This window comes from Neorhizobium sp. DAR64862/K0K3, assembly GCF_050500185.1.
Lineage (GTDB): Bacteria > Pseudomonadota > Alphaproteobacteria > Rhizobiales > Rhizobiaceae > Neorhizobium > Neorhizobium soli.
Window position 1 is genome coordinate 629,859 of record NZ_CP191450.1, and the last position, 17,076, is coordinate 646,934.

Consider the following 17,076-nt stretch of genomic DNA (forward strand, 5'->3'; position numbering starts at 1 on the left):
TCCCGTCAAATTCTTCCTGTCCGATCTCCTACCGCACAACAGTGAAAACCGAGACTTCCTCGCTCTTGCCTTTGACGAGGATGCGGCCGAGCTCCCTCACACCGCTCGTGTCGGCCAGGCTGGCCGCCGTCCCTGCCCCGATCAATAGGGAGACGCCGAGGTTCTTGGATTCCCCCTCAAGACGTGCTGCCAGATTGACGGCATCGCCGAGCGCGGAATAGTCAAAGCGCCGGGTCGAACCCATGTTGCCCACGACGCAATCACCCGTGTTGATGCCGATGCCGATACGCAGCTCGTGATGCGTTCGACCGGCGATCTCCGCCTCACGCGCGAGCTCGGCGTTCAGGCTCTCCATTGAAGCGAGCATTGAGAGCGCGGCTGAAACCGCGTGATCGGCATGGTGGGGATCGTCGAGCGGCGCATTCCAGAATGCCATCAGGCAGTCGCCGATATATTTGTCGATCGTTCCCCCATGGGAGAGCACGATATCCGACAGCGGCGTCAACAGCCGGTTTATCAGCTCGGTGAGGTGTTGAGGGTCATCCTTTAGCTGCTCGGCGATTGTCGTGAACCCGCGGACATCGCAGAAAAGGACGCTCAGCTTCTTCTTCTCGCCGCCAAGCTTCAAACGGGTCGGATCGCTGGCCAGTTGAGAAACAAGCTCGGGCGATAGGTATTGAGCGAACGCTTGCGTGATCTGGCGACGGCCCGCCCGCTCCTTCGCGTAATCGAGCCCCGCCTGCGCAGCGCTCAGGCTGAGCATCGCCAATGCGGGCGAGACCGGAGACACAAACACCCTCCCGAACCGCAACGCGGCGTAAGCTCCACCCAGCATCACGACAAGCGCGACACTGTTGTACAACACGGTTTTCCAACCCGTATCCTTGCGGACCAGCAGCGCCCCGATGACGACCGCACCAAACAGCAGAAGTTGACGCAGTGCCTGGTCAGCTTCTGTAACGGAAGATCCCAGTCTGATGTTGTCGACGATCGTCGCCTGAATTTCAGCGCCGGCCGTCAGGTGACCGGTGTGGACGGTGTAGGGTGTTGCATAAGCGTCCGCTCCGCCCTTCTCCACCGTCGCTGCGGTTTGAAGGCTTAGACCGACCAGAACGATCCTATCCTTGAAAAACCCTTCGGGCAGGAACCGCTCCGGCTCGAGCGCCTGGTAATAGGAAACTGTCGGGTATGTGCGGGCTGGCCCGTAAACCTGAAGCAGTTTGTTCGGCACTCCCACCGGAATTTCGAAACCTGCAGCAGTCGCAACCGTGGCGGCGAAGCCATCGTCATAGGGTGGCAGACGACGCAGAACGCCGTCGCGATCAAGCGTAATCGAGGCAATGCCCGTCAAAGCATAGGCGTCACTGAACATTTGCAGCGGCAGAACCCGCACGAACTGATCCGCCTGCGCAGACGTCACAAGCGTTTCGTCACCGGCGAGCACGACGTCTGGTCCAAGCGCTGCGGCAAGGGCGGCGTCGTCTTCCGGATTGGACGGCTCCGCGAAGATGATGTCCACGCCGATCGTCTTGGCACCGGCCGCGCGCAACGCCGTGATCAGTCTGGCATGCAGGCCTCGTGGCCACGGCCACTGGCTCTGGATTTCGGCGAGAGACGGTTCGTCGATCGCAACGACGATCGGGCTGTCCGAGGCAAGCGGCAACGGGTTCAGGGTCGAGAGATAGTCGAACGCACGGTTGTCGAGCAGCGACCAAGCTGGAAGCTGAGCGATCAACGTCAATGCGACGTAGATTATCAGTGACAGCGCCGTGAGCTTTAGCTGCCGAGACCCGAGCATGGGCCCGCCGCGGGCATTCGACCGACTACCTGACATCTAGAAACGAACCTTCAACGTACCCTTGAAGGATCTTCCCCATGCGGGAACGCCGGCGTCGACTTCGAACTCTTCGTCGAGCAGATTGAAAGCCTCCAGTTCCAGCGCCATCCGCTTGTCGAGAGGCTCCCAGGTCAGCTTGCTGTCGAGGGTCCAGTAGTCACCAAGGCCAGTCCCGGCACTGCCTATCCGCTCGCCAATGTAGTTGGCGGCCAGCGAAACCTGGACATTGGCCGGATTGACATAGGTGAGCGCCAGCTGGCCCGCCCATTCCGGGATGAACGGCAAGGATGAGCCGGCGGGCAGGCTGCCGCCTTTTTCTTCCGAATCCGAGTAGGCGATCGTGGACGAGAGACCGAAGCCGTGCCCTAAGAGAAGATTGCCTGTCAGACTCGCCCTATCGATGCGTCCCTCGCTGGTGGTGAAGGGAACGGCTGTCAGTGGAACTGCGATCTGCATGTCGCGCACGTCCTGGTGCTGGAACTCCGCAGCCGTGAAGAACCTGTCTGTCCACTCTGCATCCCACCGAAGTGCGACCGTATCGGCACGTCCTTCCGGTGCAACATCGAAAGCATTCGGCTGCAGGCCGACGACAGAGACCGGCGACAGTGTCGGCGTCGACAGATCCGTGCTGCTGCGCATCACGGCAGCGCGGAGCCACTGTCCCTCGGCAGGTGACCAGGCAAGGCCGAGACGCGGCTCCAGGCGAACACCGTCAGATGCGTCGTTGCTGAGGTAGTTACCGAATACGGCGTACTCAGCCTTCAAGTTTGACTGGATCTCGTGGAGCAGATCGACATAAACGCTTGCGACGCTCGTGCGATCCGAGCTTCTGGCGGTCCCGGAAGCCCCGCCGATAAGGTCTTCTATCGTCTGTGTCTGGGATTCGGAGATCCAGCCACCTTCCAAACCATAGCGCCAGGTGAGATCACCCGCTTTGAACGTATGGCTGAGAGCGGCAATATAGGCATTTTCTACATACTCATCGCGTTCGCGAGCATTTGGAATCGTCGGAAACGGAGTTCCAAGGTCGATCTCGCTGTACCGTGTGTCATTGCGCCTCGTGCCGCTGTGAAGAACGGCGGCATTCATGACATTCTCGTAGGCGAACGTGTGGCTCCAGCCCAAACCTCCGTTGCGGCTTCGGCCGACAATCTCGTCTTGCCGCGTTTCCGTGACGACGGGCAACGTTCCGGGGATCGTCACCTCCTGCTCGAAGGTACTCTTTGCATCGTTGTAGTAGAACACGATGCGGTCGTAATAGGTCGGACTGGTGGTCAGGAAGACATTGCCGCCGAGCACCTCCAGCTCTGTCCCGATATCCGTGATCAAGCCGGCATCGCGGCTGTCGAGTGATTTCTGCCATTCGAAATTGGCGTAGTAGCTCGTCGGGTTCGGGAAGTTCGTATAGCCCTGAATCTCTGCCTCGCCCGTCCCGCCGGTGCCTCCGCCCGCCGCAGTGAAGCCACCTCCGACAGACACTTCGAAGAACGGCCGGGTGAGAATGTCAAACCCGCGACTGGGAGACGAGATCAGTGTCGGCTCCAGCAGGAGCCCCTGAAGCGTTGATGAAAAGAATTGCCCGTTCGGGGCGTTGTTGATGACGTCTTCACCATAGAGGTAGCTGTTCGCGAAAGGGTTGACGCTGCCACGGATGCTTTCATCGATATAGGCAGCACCGGAAAATGGATCGAAGACGGCATCGCTGTAGAATTCGCCCCAGGCGTTCAGGCCTTGAAAGCGGAACGCACTGTTGAGAATCGAACCCGCCTGCTGGTTTGCGCCAAGCGACGTGTACTCACCACCGCGCGCTCGCGCACGCAGGACGTAGTCTCGCGCATGTTGGATCGCACCCGGCGCATCATACTCCGAAATGGCCACCGAGGCCCGAACCGCCGAGATGACGGGATCGTTGTTATCCAGTCTATCGGCATTGTCGATCGCCTGTTCTGCAGCGACACGGTCCCCTTTCTGGTAGTAGGCCGCGCCAAGGACAATTTGCCCCTGGGCATCCGCCGGATTGGAAACAGTGCCTGCGAGCAGGTCTTCGACCGCCTTGTCGGGCTCGCCTGTCTGGAGATAGTAGCGACCTCTCGCAATCAGAACCTGATCCAGCGCCGGATCCGCAGCCATGGCAAGATCGATCTCGCGCTTCGCCTCCTTCACCCGGTTCGTGTCCAGATAGAAGATCGCCAGATTCGAGTGCGATATAGGATCGATCGGATCCAGCTCGATCGCCTTTCGAAGCGCTGCCTCTGCCTCTCGATTGGCACCCCTGGTCGAGTGTATGTCGGCGATCGCATTCCAGGTGGTGCTGCTTCCCGGCGTTACCTTCAGAACCTCGTAGAGATCTGCCAGCGCTCCGTCGTTATCGCCCTGGAACCCTGCCTTGAAATGAGATCGCGCCTCCAGCGCAGTGGGCTCATGCGGATCGAGAGACAGTGAGCGGTTTATCGCCTCCTCCGCCTGCTTGCGGTCATTCAACAACAGTGCGATCCAGCCGCGATAGGCCGGAAGCGAGGGGTCGGAAGGGTACTGTCGCTCCGCTTCGCGAAGAGCCTCGATCGACGCGTTCAGGTCCTTCAGGAAACCGACCGCATAGGCCCGCAGAAAAGCGGCTTCCGGTCCTCCAGCGCTCGGTGGCAGCGGCTCGACACGGCTTGGATCTGCCAGCGACCGAGCATAATAGCCACCCCAGAGCGCGATCGCTCTCCTGCGCGGATCGAGGCGGTGAGAAACCTGCGCGAAAAGGGCCGCCGCTTCACCGTATCGCGCTTGGTTGGCTGCGATGATGGCCTTGATCAGGATCAGCCGGTCCCGTTGGGTCGATGATAACTGCGTGCGCTCCAGCGCACCAAGCATCTCCATTGTCTTTGCCGGGCCTTCAAGCGACAACTGCGCTTCCGCCAGATCGACCAGGTCGGCGGTCGAACGCTTCTCAGGTGGAATCGCCAGAATCCGATCCGCATTTCGGCGCATGTCTGCAAATGGGACCGCTGCTGGCGGCATACGCTCGAACGCTTCTCGCGGCGGAAGGTAGAACAGCATTTGTTCGCGGTCATCGGAGTCGACGATAACCACCTTGCGAGGCGCCTGACCCAAGGTGGCTGCTGCCGCCTCACCCGCACGCACGTCGACCATGCCTTGTGGATTGGCGAGTTGCACGATCCCGTCGAGAACCGTCAGCGACGTGTCGTTGCCGCTGACCGTCATGGTCCAGTCGGTCCCTCGAATAGCGGCAGCCGCTGCGGCCGTCTGGACCTGTACGCCGGGCCCTCCGCGCTCGGCCCGGGCCCAGATCGTTCCTGACTGAAGCTGCAACACCGTGTCGGAACTCGTCTCGCTGGTGATCTGCTTCACGACCATCGAGGTGTTGCGGCCGAGCCTGACCTGGGTACGGTCCGAGAAAACGATGGCGAGCTGGCCGACCTCGTTCGTGCGCAGGATATCGCCGCTCATCAGGTCCTGTTTGAGATCGACGGACTGCCAGTCGGACACGTCAATAAAGCGGACTTCCTCGCCGGTCTTGCGTGCGATGACGGCCCCCGCTGCAGTACCTGAGCGCGGAATGGGCTCCGCACCCCCAGGCTCAAGTGCAGCCGACAAGAGAACAGCCGTCGTCAGCGACAGCACTGTTGCTGCCTTAAAAAGTTTCACTCTACAATCCGGCATCCCCCGCCGCTCCACTCTTAAGCAACTAAGTGTCGTAGTCGCCCTAGCAAGACTATTGAATAGCCGCCAGAGTCTTATTAGAGAGGATACTTTGTAAGCGGAGAATTTTCACGTGAGTGACTTTGATAGCGCACCTACGGAGATGCTTGACCTGACCATGGCGAGCGGTGAGGTGACGGAGGAGTACATAAACCACATCCGAAAAATCAATGACGTCTTCTATGACCAGATCAAGATAGCCGACCAAAAGGCCGCCTATATCTTCACGTTTATGCTGGCTTTCTTGATCTCTTCTGCGGAAGGGCGAAGTGTGTTCGATTGGGCGCTCTATGCAAAGGCAGACATTCCGGAGGCATTGCTTCGCGCCATACTGGCCTGCGCGTCAGTCTTTTCAATCATTTGCGCAATCCTGGTTGTCCTCCCCCGCAACATCCCCCGCTCGACGTCTCTCTTCTGGGGCACCTGGCCGCATCATCGCCCGCTGTTCGAGCTCGCTGCGGCGAACCGCGATGTCTCTTACCTGTTCAACGAATATCTCGATAACGCCGACATCCTGTCGCTGATCTCGCGCCGTAAGTACAAGTGCGTGTCGTTCGCCTTCCGCGGACTGGTCCTGACCGTCCTCGCCTATGTCATTCTCCTGCTGGCGACGCAGAACATCCGCTAATCACGCCATCTTGAGGCGATGAGCAATACTCAACCCCGGTCCTGTTCATCGTCACATCGGCACGGCTGCGGCACCCACCAAGCGACCGCGGAATCGGCCTTTCGAAAGAGGTCGATCCCTTCCGTTTCTGACGTCGATTTGGATCAGGTGTGATCGCCGCTATGCCACATCGTGTTTGTATCGATCTCGGACCGATGCGAGGGAAAGTCCTCGCCGCGGTAGCTGATCAGCAGCTTGAACAGGTCGCTGCGCAGCCTTTTGCGGGGTTCGAGACGGTGCTCGATCTGCCGCGTCAATGCGGCCTGCGTGACCGATAGAGCTTCGACAGAGGTTCCTTCGGCAATGATGACAACATTGACCGTATCAGGGTCGGTCGCTTCATCCTGCTCGAAAACCTCATACACCTGGTTGGGCTCGGCGAGTACGACCTGGAAGCCCGTTATGCGGGTTTGGGTCATCAGCTGGCGAAGAATTTCTTCCATCATCGGTATTGATGCATGGGCCTTCCCGCTTTCGACAGAATAGGCCTGCACGAGTGTTGCGCCTCCGATACCGCTTCCAGCTTTCACAGCGATCTCGCCTGGGATCCGCAGCACGCTCGAAAAATGCTGCCGCATTTTCTGAGACCAGGGCGTCGGATTTCGCACAAGATCGAGATAGGACGGCTGCTCGATCACCGCGAGACTTTCAAGCTCGTAGAGGGTGAAATAGCTCTCTTTTCCGGCTGCCGAAACGTATCGACGGGCGGCACGCATGCCGGGGACCGTGAGGCGCTCGGGCACGTGCTCGAATGTGTGCCAGGCCTCGTATTCTTCGGCCATGGTGGCGGGGTAATCGTTCCAGAGCGCTAGAATGGCGGGGCTCATCAGGGCTCTCCCATGCGCAGGACGACCTTAGACGCGACCCGATCCTGCGCGGCCTGGAAACCCGTTAGCGCGTCCGACAGTGGGAGCGTGTGCGAAATCAGCTGTCGCATCAGCGGCTGATTGGCGTCAAGAAAGGCAATGACGCCGTCCCAGTCGGCAGCAGGTGCCCGGTAGGAGCCGCGGATCTGCCGATGCATGCGCACGACGGATGTGAGGTCGATTTCGGCTGGCCGAGGGTGGATGCCGACAACGGTGAAGATCCCGCGCTTCTTGAGATACGGCAGCGTCGCGCTGACGAGCGCGGGTACGCCGGCCGCCTCGATGATCGCGTCGAACGGCGCAAGGTCCGCCAGGGCGCTCGCCATGTCTGTCTTCGCCGTATCGATCAGTTGCTCGAAACCGGCCGCGCGGAGTGCATCCAGCCGCGGCCCGTCATCGCGGCCGATCACTACGACCTTGGCACCTTTCGCCCGTGCCATGATGGCGATGCCCTGTCCGATGAAACCCGGACCGATCACCAGAATGGTTTGCCCCGACTGGACCTCCGCAGTCGCGACCGCCTCGGCGCAGACGGTCATCGGTTCTGTCAAAGCCGCAACATCCATGTCGAGACTGTCGGGAAGGACGTGGCAGTTATCGTAGGGCACGCACACGAATTCTGCGAATGCGCCGTTGCGGCCAATGCCGATCCCTTTGCGCGCCGTGCAATTGTCTTCGTCGCCGCGAAGGCAGGCATCGCAACGGCCGCAGGTGGTAGAGGGTCTTGCGGTCACGCGGGTGCCGATAATCGTTTCCGACAAAGCCTCCCCTACCCGTTCGATCGTGCCCGCAAACTCGTGGCCAAGGGTGACGGGCATGGCGCGCTCCATCGACTCGTAGCCCGGCGTCCACTCCGCGATGTGCAGGTCTGTTCCGCAGATGCCGGCCGAATGGACACGGACCAGAACGTCGCGCGGAGCAAGAGCTTCCGGCACGCCGATCTCGCGAAACTCCACGCCTTTGGCGGGCCGGACCTTTTGCAATGCCAGCATGGTGTCGTTCCCTTCGATAATATTTAGGTGTTCAGCCGCGCCAGCTCAGAAAGCGCTTTTCGACCTGCCCGATTACAAAATTCACGAGCAGTCCCATGACCGAGAGGATGGTGACGCCGGCAAAGAGCTTTTCCAGGTCGTAGAGCGAGCCGGCCTCGAGGATGTAAGAGCCGACGCCGTATTGCGCACCGAGCATCTCTGCGGCAACGAGAAGAATGATCGCGATCGAAATCGAGACGCGCAGACCCGAAAGGATGGCCGGGAATGCCCCGGGCAGGACGATCTTGCGGACGATCGACCACCAATTCAGCCCGAAGCTCTGGCCCATGCGGATCAGCGTGCGATCGACGTTGTCGACGGCTCCATAGGTGGCAACCACGGTTGGCGTAAACGTGCCAAAAGCGATCAGTGCGTATTTCGACATTTCGTCGATGCCGAACCAGATGACGAACAGAGGCAGGAGCGCGATCTTGGGGATCGGAAACAGCGCGGCGACAAGCGGGACCAGTCCGGCGCGGACATAACTGAAAAGACCGATCAGCACACCGACCGCTATGCCGACGCTAATGCCCATGAACGCACCGACGAAAAGCCGCTGCAGTGAAGGCAGAAGATGCTTCCACAGCAGACCCGTCTGCCAAAGCTGGACAAAGGTATCGAGGACCGCCGAGGGCCGTGGCAGCGTCAGGTTCGAGATGAACCCGCTACGGGTGCCGATTTCGGCGAGCGCGATCAGAACGACAAAGACTGCAATGCCGACGCCCTGCACCGGGATCGGCGCAAAGCCGCCACCGCGGAACGATACGGTCGATATCTTTCCTGTTTCACCCTTGCTTGATGTCTCTACAGGGCTGGAAAACGTGGTGACGTCAGACATTGACCAACTCCTTGTCGGCCGCCATGGCCTCTTCGCGCATCAGGTCCCAGAGCTGCTTCTGTTTTTCTTCCAGTACAGGATCGCCGAGATGCCGATCCGACAGTGGAATGTCGATATCGACGATCTCGCGGATCCGGCCTGGCCGGCGGGACAAGACGACGACGCGGTGCCCGAGCCGGACCGCTTCGTTGAGATTGTGGGTTACATAAACCGAGGTGAACGGCTGGCGCGTCCAGAGCGAGATCAGGTCATCCATCAGCAGTTCGCGGGTCTGGCTGTCGAGGGCTGATAGCGGTTCGTCCATCAGCATGACTGCGGGACGGACCGCAAGCGCCCGGCTGATTGCCACACGCTGGCGCATGCCGCCCGACAGTTGCTTGGGGAGCGCTTTGCGGAACTCGGAAAGGCGGGTGCGATCGAGAACATCCGTCACGATTTCGTCCATCTGACGTCCGCTCAGCCCATGGTCCTCGAGGACCAACCGGATATTGCCCTCGACCGTGCGCCAGGGCAGCAGAGCGAAATGCTGGAAGACGTATGTCAGCGGGTTGAGCGAATCTGCCGGCGGATTGCCGACCTGCAGCACGTTGCCAAAGGTCGGCCGCTCCAGGCCACCCAGGAACCGAAGCAGGGTCGACTTGCCGCAGCCCGACGGTCCGATCAGGCAGATGATCTGCCCTTGCGGAATGTCGAGCGAAATATCCTTCAAAACCTCGACGGCTCCATAGGAGTGGCTGATGTTGTTGAGCTTCAGATCCATGGGTACTCCAGGCTGGCCGCAGTGCTGCCGCGGGTTCGACCGGTCAGATAGTCTCGACGTAGGACGTATCGAACAGCTGTTCGTTGGTGATCGCGTCCTTGACCATGCCTTCGGACTTGAACCATTCGAGCTGTTCGACACAGCTTCCAAGCGACAATGCGAGGCCCTCGTTGACGCGCATGGCGCCTTCGGTCAGGTTCTGCTTGGCCGTTTCGAATGGGCTGTCGCTTTCCACATATTTGTGGACGATCTTGGCCAGGGCGTCGCGCTCGGCGTCACCTGCCTTGTTGTCGACGAAAGCAGCGTTGTAGTCGGCGATCGCCCGCGAATAGGCCTTGACGAAAGACGCTGTCATGTCGCGCTCGTTGGCGGCGTTTTTGGTCGAGGTAAAGGCGGTCGTCACCTGGTAATCCGGTGCGTAGTCCGACACGAGGCCGATTTGCTTGGCAGCGCCTTCGCGGATCATCTTCTTGGCGACATTCGGCTGAATGGCCCAGGCATCGATCTGGCCCGTGGTCAGGGCGCCGACGATTGCGCCAAGCTTCTGCAGCGGACGCAGCTGGATGTCGGACAGCTTGATGTTGTTGGCTGTGGCAATCTTGTGCGCCATGAAATGGAAGGAGGATCCGGCCGTTGTGATGCCGAAACTCTTGCCGGACAGTTTCGAAGGGTCGGTGAGACCGGCCTCATAAGCCTTGTTCGACGCCAGGATGATCGCGCCGGTAACGCCCTTCTGTTCGGTCAGCGCGCCGCCGATAACCTTGATGGCGTCCTTTTGCGCGAGGCTGATCAGGCCACCGCTCATCGCGGTAACGCCGAAGTCGGCATCACCTGAAGCGATTGACACGGCCATCGGCTGCGCTGCCTCGAAGAACTTCAGTTCGATGTCCAGCCCTGCGTCCTTGTAGTAGCCGCGCTCGAAGGCAATGAAGCTCGGTGCGTGGCTGGCAAGGTGAAGCACGGCGAGGTTACGGGTTGCAGCCCGTGCAGGCAGACCAAAAGCCGCAGCGCTGCCGAGTGCACCCATGCCGATGAGTGCCTGACGGCGGTTCATTTGAAACTTCATGATTATCCTCCTCCAAGGACGGCGTTGCGTTACGCCAGTGCCCCTCATTGCCACTCACCGCACCAGAAGACAACAAACAATGATTATGCCTCCCATGCCTTCAGAGCATGTTACCTGGCCTCTCAGGGCAGCGGCGGCAGGGCTGACAGTCGTGCGGCGAGGATCTCGATCAGTTTGCGCAGGTTGGCAGAGTGCGAGCGACGACGGTTCCACAGGACGGATATCGAGAACAGGGGTGCGTTGTGGATCGGCCGGATGACAAGATTGCTGCCAACCGGGCCGAGAGTCGTGACGTAGTCGACAAGGACGATACCCATAGCTTCGTTCGCCAGCGCCAAGGCAGTGTCGGAAAAGCGCGCAACGGCACGGGTGTTGACCTTCAGCTTCTCGCGGCTGAGGAAACGATCAACGATTGTCTGATGGGCACCCCCGGCGGCAAAGCTGATGAAATCCACGTCGGCAAGATCCGTTGCATGGATGACGGGACGGGCCGCAAGGCTATGGCTCTTGGGAATGACGGCGACCAGATCGACGCGCCCGACATGTTCCCTTTCGATCAGCGGATGGTCCAGCGATGCAATCGTCACCACCGCTTCACCGCGGCCGGTAATCAGATATTCCTCGATCTGGTCGACCGGCAGCACGTCGAAGAACAACTCGATACCCGGCACTTCGACGGAGAGCGTCCGCAGCGCCTGCGGAACCAGCGCCCGCGCCACGCTGGCCGTCGAACCGACCCGAAACACGGCGGTTTCGCCGCGCGCGATACGGCCGATCTGCGTTCCAACACCGGTCAGCTGGCGGATCAACGGATCGATTTCCGCGTATATTTCCAGCGCCTCGGACGTCGGCACCAGCCCGTTACGATCACGGGCGAAAAGCGCGATTCCAAGTAGGTCCTCAATCCGGCGGATCGTGCGGCTGAGCGCCGGTTGCGATATGGTGAGAACCTTGGAGGCGCCGGTGATCGAACGCGCCTGCATTACCGCATGGAAAACCTCCATCTGGCGCAGGCTCAGCAATCCGTCGGTGGCGGCCGGCACCCTGTGCTGGTCGTCGTCGTTCTCAGCGGGCATCGGTGATTTTCCCAAGGAAGGCGAGCAACCTCTCGATCATCTGGTCAGCCGACGTTTCGGGCAGCAGATGTCCGCCTGGAAGGCCCTCGCCTTCTACCGAGACCGCCCAGTCCGCCCAGATGTCGAGCGGCGTGCGTCCGCCACCGTAGAGCCGGCCTTGTTCGGAGAGCACCAGCACCGGCGCCTGTATCTTTCGACCGGAGTTGCGATCGGCAAGGTCGTCTGCCTCGTCCACCGACGCGCCAGCCCTGTAGTCTTCGCACATCGCATGACGGACCTCGGCGCTGCCGAAGGCCATCCGGTAGTCTTCCAGTGCCACAGGATCGATCAGGCGGATGTCGCCGGCCATCTTGCCGAGCGTCAAGTCGATAAGAAAACGCGGATCGGCCGCCATCAGCGTTTCAGGCAGCGGTGCGGGTTGCGCCAGCATGAACCAGTGCCAGGCGCCAAGCCCGAAAGCCTTGCCTGCCCCTTCCCACATTTCCGGCGTCGGCACGACGGTGACGGAAACCAGTGCGCGAACCGCCTCCTCGAAATCGAGCGCGAGCCGATAGGCAACCCTTCCGCCGCGATCGTGGCCGACGACGACGAAGCGGTCGTGCCCGAGGGCTCCCATCATCTCGTGCAGGCTCTTCGCCATCCGACGCTTGGACCCCATATCTTTGAGCGTCCCGGTGACCCGGCTATTACCGTAACCCGGCAGGTCGGGCACGACCACGGAATAGGACGCAGCGAGCACGGGCGCGATCCGGTGCCAGGCCGAACGGGTTTCCGGATAGCCGTGCAGCAGCAGGATGGCAGGGCCGGAGCCTGAGGTGAGGACGGCGAAATCGACATCAGCCGTCTGGACGCGACGGTCCTTGAACCCCGGGAACAGGTCGTTTGCCGGTCTACTCATCGGTTTTTGCTCCTGCTTGCGTGTGTGTCACAGCTGCCGCGATTTCTCGGAGCGCGGTGATCAGGCTGTCGACGCCTTTCTGTCTTGGACGACGGTCGCAGACGTGAACATAGGCGGAAACGCTGGCGCTGTTTTCGATCGGTATTGCCACCAACCCATGGACATCGCAGTCGATTGCCGAAAAGGCATCGAGAACGCTGATGCCGATACGTTCGGCGACGAAGGCGAGAGCGGCGTCGACAAAATGGACGTAGACCGCCGTTTTGCGCGTCTCGCCCCAGCGCTGATAGGTCTGATCGATCAAAAGACCGTGCGTCGTGGTCGCGCCAAACGAAATCAGTTGCTCGTCCGCAAAATCCGCTGGCCTGACGGACCGTCTACCTGCCAGCGGATGGCCAGCAGGCACCACGCAGACCAGGCCAGCGGTGGCGATCGGGACAGTCTGGATAACCGGATCGTTAACCTCCGCGATCGTCGCGACGCAGGCCCCTTGGCCAAAGAGGAGGTAGTCACGCACATCGCGCTGCGACAAGGAATCGCTGTAGAAAGTGCCGGCGGTGCCTTGCTGCTGCAAGCGCTTCAGTGCCTTCGGGATCAGCCGGGCGCCAAGGCTTGGCGTGGAGCCGAAGCGGAAGGTGGACGCGTCGCCCCGGGCAATCGAGTAGATGACATCGGACAGTATTTCCGACTGCTGATGAACATGCTCGACCTCGGCAAGAATGAGTTCGGCCTCCTGCGTCGGGACCAGCCGGCCGGAGATGCGGGCAAACAGCGCGATGCCGAGCTGGTCCTCCAGACGCTTGATCGCGGTCGACAGGCTGGGCTGAGAAACGCCGAGATGTCTTGCGGCAACCGTCAGCGAACCCGTCGCCATGATCGTCCGAAAAATCTCGATCTGCCGTTCCTTGAGCTTGGGGTTCGGCATCCGCCACGGGTCTCCGTCCTATAAATCCGGGTTATACCCTGGTTCGGAAACTGTATTAGCGTCAATACCCGCGGCCGCCTATCGTCGCCTTTATGCTCGCAACCGCAGTGAGCATCATCGATTGAGATCCATAGGATGAGCATTATGCGTGGTGGTCGATATGATGTCGTGGTGGTCGGAGGCGGTGCAGCCGGCATGAGCGCGGCGGTGGCCGCATCCCGGTTTGGCGCACGAGTTCTGCTCGTCGAGCGGTACGGCTTTCTCGGTGGCGCAGCGGCAAACGCGCTGGTGCTTGCCTATTGCGGCTTCTACCAGAAAGGCCCCGAACCGGTCTTTGCCGTGCGCGGCATAGGTGCGGATCTCTTGCACACCCTCGGCACGCTCGGCCAGGAGGTCGCGCCGATCAGGTCGAGCAGCGGCAACTGGATCGTCATGCTTGATCCGGAGGCAATTAAGTTCGGCTTCGACCAGATGACCGACGCTGCCGGTATCGACGTGTTGCTGCACTCTCGCGTGACAGGCGTCGCAACCGGCTCGGACGGCCTGACCGCAATCACCGTGACTGACCACGCCGGTTGCTACGAGATCACTGCCGCCGCATTCGTCGATGCCAGTGGCGAGGCAGCGCTCGCATCGCTCGCCGGGTTCGAAATGACAGTCAACAGCATGGCAGGCGACAAGGTTCAGCCGGCCTCCATGCCGGTTCGCATCGGCGGAGTAGCGCCAGGGGTCTCATTCGACCGGGCGCGGATGGCAGACCTGATTGCAAGGCACAACGAGAGCGGCGATACGCAAATTCACCGTGCAGACGGGGGCGTTATGCTGCGGCTTCCGACATCGAACGACTACTGGTGGATGACGATCGACCTCGACACGGACGGTTTGAGCGGCGCAAGTCTTGGATCAGCGGAACGCCAGGCACGACGAGAAGCGTGGCGAAACCTTCAGTTGTTGCGGCAGCTACCGGGCTTTGAAAAGGCCTTCATCGCGGCGACCGGACCGCAGATCGGCATCCGCGAAACGCGCCGGCCACGGTCGCGCGACGATCTGACCGGCGCAGCCCTGGCAAAAGGCGAGCGGCGCGAAGACGGTATCGGCCGCGCAGCCTGGCCGATGGAGGTTCACGAGGCGCCTGGGAAAGTTCGTTTCGTCGATCTTGGGGGAGAAGGATTTGCAGACATCCCGATGGGATCGATCGAGGCTGCCGGAGCTTCCAATCTTTTCCTCGCGGGCCGCGTCGCCGGGGCCGATCAGGCAGCCTATGGTTCGCTGAGGGTGATGGGAACCGCTTTCGCAACAGGGCATGCAGCCGGCGTTGCCGCAGCATTGCGCGCCTCGAGCGCAACAGTTTCGGCCGACGACGTGCGGGCAGCGCTTACGCTCCAGGGCGCGTTGATTTGAAATCCTGCAGGTTCACTGGCGGCCGGAAATTTTCGGGACAACAATGACTTTGATCACCGCAGTGCCGGGGCCGCGTTGAGTTCAACACGGCCACGGCTTTTATCGTCGCGGAAACAGGAACCGTTTTACCCGCGAGCGCAAAGATCAGGGCTTGCAGGTCTGTACAGCGCCGGGGAGCTTGCACCAGTCGGCATACCAGGTGTCGAACAGCGTCAGCTGGGCTTCCACATAGCCGCGCTGGCTGTCGCTGAGCACGTCCGTTTCGATGAAGTTCAGCGCATATTCTGCGTCGCCCTTCAGGACCATCATGTGCTTGAAGTAGAGAACCAGATCCGGGCCTTCATCGAAGGAGGAAAGCACGCCGAGCGCTTCTTCCAGTTCCTTGGCGCGCAAGCGTGCATCGGCGTTACCCGTGGCCGCGGCTTTCGCGAGGTTGCACAGATGCAGCACTTCCCTGGGAAGAACGTTGCCGATGCCCGTAATGGCGCCGGTTGCGCCGCAATTGACGTAGCCGTGGTAGACGGCGGTATCGACGCCGATCATCAAAGAAACGTCGTCATCGCGGCTGGTGATGGTTTCGGCCGCATAGCGCATGTCGGCCGGACCGCCGAATTCCTTGAAACCAACAAGGTTGGGGTGTTCCGCGCGAAGCGCGAAAAACAGATCGGCGCGCGTGGCAAAGCCGTAATAGGGGCTGTTGTAGATGACCGCAGGCAGGTCCGGTGCAGCGGACAGGATTTCCTTGAAATGCGCCTTCTGGGCGGCGATCACAGAGCCGCGCGACAGAACCCGCGGGATGACCATGAGACCATTTGCGCCGACCTTCTGGGCGTGTGCGGCAAGCGCGACGGCAGATGCGGAGTTGATCGCGCCAGTGCCGACAATCACGGGGATGCCAGCCTCAACCAGACGCGAGACGCCTTCCATGCGCTGCGCATCTGTGAGCAGGGGCCAGTCACCCATTGATCCGCAATAGACCACTGCCGACATGCCCGTTTCGATCAACTGCTGTGCCTTACGGACCAGCGCGTCAAAATCCGGCATGCGGTCTGCGGTGCACGGTGTCATCAGCGCCGGAACGACGCCCGAAAATATGCTTGCAGTCACGGAAAGCTCCTTCGTTTCGGCGCACGGAAACGCGCCCCTGTCCCTATCGACGAGCAGCATAGCGTCTTCTTCAATCTTGTCGACAAGAAAAATACAAAGACCTACAGGACAATGTCGAGCCTATCATGGCGGGTCAGCAACCGCTCGATCTGGGCTTCGATCTGCTCACTGTGAGCGCGGCCGAGCCTGTCCGCGGCCTCGACGTCTCGCGCTTCGATCGCCGCGATGATTTCCTCGTGTTCGTCCACAAAGCGGGATGGCAGCCGATCATCATAGGATTGGTAGTAGAGACGCAGCATTCTCCGCCCTTCGCCCAGCAGACGCTCGAAGAAGCGCGCATAGTATTCATTGCGGCCAGCCGCAGCGATCGCCGCGTGAAAGTCCGCATTGGTTGCGATCATGGCCAAGGCGTCCTGGGCTTCGACAGCCGCTTTGAATTCTGCCTGATGAACTCGAATGCTGTCGAGGTCACCTGCCTTATGGTGCTGCGCGGCGAGCCGCGTCGTGACCCGGTACATCAAACCCAGCGCATCGAAATAGGCGTGCATGCCGAGAAAGTCGATGTTCGACACCATGGTCGACCGGTTCGGCAGGGTCTCGATCAGCCCCTCTCCGGCAAGCCGCACCAGAGCTTCACGAATCGGCGTGCGCGACATGCCGAACCGCGTTGCCAGTTGCACTTCGTCGATCGCACTTCCGGGGGCGAGGCGAAGATCAAGGATTTCATCCCGCAAGAGGTCATAGACCTGCCTCGCGCCGGACCCCCTCTTGCGCTCCAGCGCATGATTTTGATTGCTGTCGTCCATGCCGGCACCCACAAAGTTTTTATCTGTCATTCATGCACTACTGCATCCTCTCCTCGTCGTCAGCCCGTCCGGCAATTCGAACGAAAGTCT

At 60.7% G+C, this 17,076-nt stretch carries 14 protein-coding genes; 2 read left to right on the top strand and 12 right to left on the bottom strand.

Features of this window, described 5'->3' with window-relative positions; all coding sequences use genetic code 11:
* Window positions 1–28: 28 nt before the first annotated feature.
* Both ACQY1L_RS19745 and ACQY1L_RS19750 read right to left on the bottom strand, forming a co-directional pair.
* Window positions 29–1,798 carry a CHASE2 domain-containing protein gene (locus ACQY1L_RS19745; protein WP_430245748.1) on the bottom strand — a complete coding sequence of 590 codons (1,770 nt, stop codon included), beginning with the start codon at window positions 1,796–1,798 and terminating at the stop codon, window positions 29–31.
* A gap of 36 nt (window positions 1,799–1,834) precedes the next feature.
* Window positions 1,835–5,491, bottom strand: a complete 3,657-nt coding sequence (locus ACQY1L_RS19750; protein ID WP_430245750.1) for a FecR domain-containing protein — start codon at window positions 5,489–5,491, stop codon at window positions 1,835–1,837.
* Window positions 5,492–5,618: 127 nt separating this feature from the next.
* Between ACQY1L_RS19750 and ACQY1L_RS19755 the strand changes: the two genes are divergently transcribed.
* Complete coding sequence (locus ACQY1L_RS19755; RefSeq protein WP_062459905.1) at window positions 5,619–6,173, top strand: Pycsar system effector family protein; 555 nt, start codon at window positions 5,619–5,621, stop codon at window positions 6,171–6,173.
* A 143-nt stretch (window positions 6,174–6,316) separates the two neighbouring features.
* On the opposite strand, the gene ACQY1L_RS19760 is transcribed toward ACQY1L_RS19755, so the two are convergent.
* From ACQY1L_RS19760 to ACQY1L_RS19795, 8 genes are all read right to left on the bottom strand, one after another.
* The gene (locus tag ACQY1L_RS19760; protein WP_430245751.1) at window positions 6,317–7,039 is read right to left on the bottom strand and encodes a hypothetical protein; all 723 of its coding nucleotides are present in this window, start codon (window positions 7,037–7,039) and stop codon (window positions 6,317–6,319) included.
* Window positions 7,039–8,070 (bottom strand): zinc-dependent alcohol dehydrogenase, encoded by a 1,032-nt coding sequence (locus ACQY1L_RS19765; protein WP_430245753.1) that lies wholly within the window; start codon window positions 8,068–8,070, stop codon window positions 7,039–7,041. Before ACQY1L_RS19765 ends, ACQY1L_RS19760 begins: the two co-directional genes overlap by 1 nt.
* A 31-nt stretch (window positions 8,071–8,101) precedes the next feature.
* Entirely contained in the window at window positions 8,102–8,947 is an 846-nt protein-coding gene (locus ACQY1L_RS19770) for an ABC transporter permease (RefSeq protein ID WP_113166521.1), read from the bottom strand.
* Window positions 8,940–9,707 carry an ABC transporter ATP-binding protein gene (locus ACQY1L_RS19775; protein ID WP_062577877.1) on the bottom strand — a complete coding sequence of 256 codons (768 nt, stop codon included), beginning with the start codon at window positions 9,705–9,707 and terminating at the stop codon, window positions 8,940–8,942. The genes ACQY1L_RS19770 and ACQY1L_RS19775 overlap by 8 nt, the downstream gene beginning before the upstream one ends.
* A 43-nt stretch (window positions 9,708–9,750) precedes the next feature.
* Window positions 9,751–10,773, bottom strand: a complete 1,023-nt coding sequence (locus ACQY1L_RS19780; RefSeq protein WP_062577875.1) for an ABC transporter substrate-binding protein — start codon at window positions 10,771–10,773, stop codon at window positions 9,751–9,753.
* A 122-nt stretch (window positions 10,774–10,895) separates the two neighbouring features.
* Window positions 10,896–11,849, bottom strand: coding sequence for a LysR family transcriptional regulator (locus ACQY1L_RS19785; protein ID WP_430245757.1), 954 nt, complete (start codon window positions 11,847–11,849; stop codon window positions 10,896–10,898).
* The gene (locus tag ACQY1L_RS19790) at window positions 11,839–12,747 is read right to left on the bottom strand and encodes an alpha/beta fold hydrolase (protein ID WP_430245759.1); all 909 of its coding nucleotides are present in this window, start codon (window positions 12,745–12,747) and stop codon (window positions 11,839–11,841) included. Before ACQY1L_RS19790 ends, ACQY1L_RS19785 begins: the two co-directional genes overlap by 11 nt.
* Entirely contained in the window at window positions 12,740–13,672 is a 933-nt protein-coding gene (locus ACQY1L_RS19795) for a LysR substrate-binding domain-containing protein (RefSeq protein ID WP_430245761.1), read from the bottom strand. The genes ACQY1L_RS19790 and ACQY1L_RS19795 overlap by 8 nt, the downstream gene beginning before the upstream one ends.
* Before the next feature lie 144 nt (window positions 13,673–13,816).
* On the opposite strand from ACQY1L_RS19795, the gene ACQY1L_RS19800 reads away from it, so the two are divergent.
* Window positions 13,817–15,073 carry an FAD-dependent oxidoreductase gene (locus tag ACQY1L_RS19800; protein ID WP_430245763.1) on the top strand — a complete coding sequence of 419 codons (1,257 nt, stop codon included), beginning with the start codon at window positions 13,817–13,819 and terminating at the stop codon, window positions 15,071–15,073.
* Window positions 15,074–15,217: 144 nt separating this feature from the next.
* Here ACQY1L_RS19800 and ACQY1L_RS19805 read toward each other — a convergent pair whose 3' ends face one another.
* Window positions 15,218–16,180, bottom strand: a complete 963-nt coding sequence (locus tag ACQY1L_RS19805) for a dihydrodipicolinate synthase family protein (RefSeq protein WP_430245765.1) — start codon at window positions 16,178–16,180, stop codon at window positions 15,218–15,220.
* Window positions 16,181–16,281: 101 nt separating this feature from the next.
* Window positions 16,282–16,986 carry a GntR family transcriptional regulator gene (locus tag ACQY1L_RS19810; RefSeq protein WP_062460497.1) on the bottom strand — a complete coding sequence of 235 codons (705 nt, stop codon included), beginning with the start codon at window positions 16,984–16,986 and terminating at the stop codon, window positions 16,282–16,284.
* Between the last annotated feature and the right edge of the window lie 90 nt (window positions 16,987–17,076).

What these genes read in the sequence shown, in the direction of transcription:
- ACQY1L_RS19745 (WP_430245748.1), bottom strand. Translation starts at nt 1,798, where the DNA reads ATGCTCGGGTCTCGGCAGCTAAAGCTCACGGCGCTGTCACTGATAATC.
- ACQY1L_RS19760 (WP_430245751.1), bottom strand. Translation starts at nt 7,039, where the DNA reads ATGAGCCCCGCCATTCTAGCGCTCTGGAACGATTACCCCGCCACCATG.
- ACQY1L_RS19765 (WP_430245753.1), bottom strand. Translation starts at nt 8,070, where the DNA reads ATGCTGGCATTGCAAAAGGTCCGGCCCGCCAAAGGCGTGGAGTTTCGC.
- ACQY1L_RS19770 (WP_113166521.1), bottom strand. Translation starts at nt 8,947, where the DNA reads ATGTCTGACGTCACCACGTTTTCCAGCCCTGTAGAGACATCAAGCAAG.
- ACQY1L_RS19775 (WP_062577877.1), bottom strand. Translation starts at nt 9,707, where the DNA reads ATGGATCTGAAGCTCAACAACATCAGCCACTCCTATGGAGCCGTCGAG.
- ACQY1L_RS19780 (WP_062577875.1), bottom strand. Translation starts at nt 10,773, where the DNA reads ATGAAGTTTCAAATGAACCGCCGTCAGGCACTCATCGGCATGGGTGCA.
- ACQY1L_RS19785 (WP_430245757.1), bottom strand. Translation starts at nt 11,849, where the DNA reads ATGCCCGCTGAGAACGACGACGACCAGCACAGGGTGCCGGCCGCCACC.
- ACQY1L_RS19790 (WP_430245759.1), bottom strand. Translation starts at nt 12,747, where the DNA reads ATGAGTAGACCGGCAAACGACCTGTTCCCGGGGTTCAAGGACCGTCGC.
- ACQY1L_RS19795 (WP_430245761.1), bottom strand. Translation starts at nt 13,672, where the DNA reads ATGCCGAACCCCAAGCTCAAGGAACGGCAGATCGAGATTTTTCGGACG.
- ACQY1L_RS19800 (WP_430245763.1), top strand. Translation starts at nt 13,817, where the DNA reads ATGCGTGGTGGTCGATATGATGTCGTGGTGGTCGGAGGCGGTGCAGCC.
- ACQY1L_RS19810 (WP_062460497.1), bottom strand. Translation starts at nt 16,986, where the DNA reads ATGGACGACAGCAATCAAAATCATGCGCTGGAGCGCAAGAGGGGGTCC.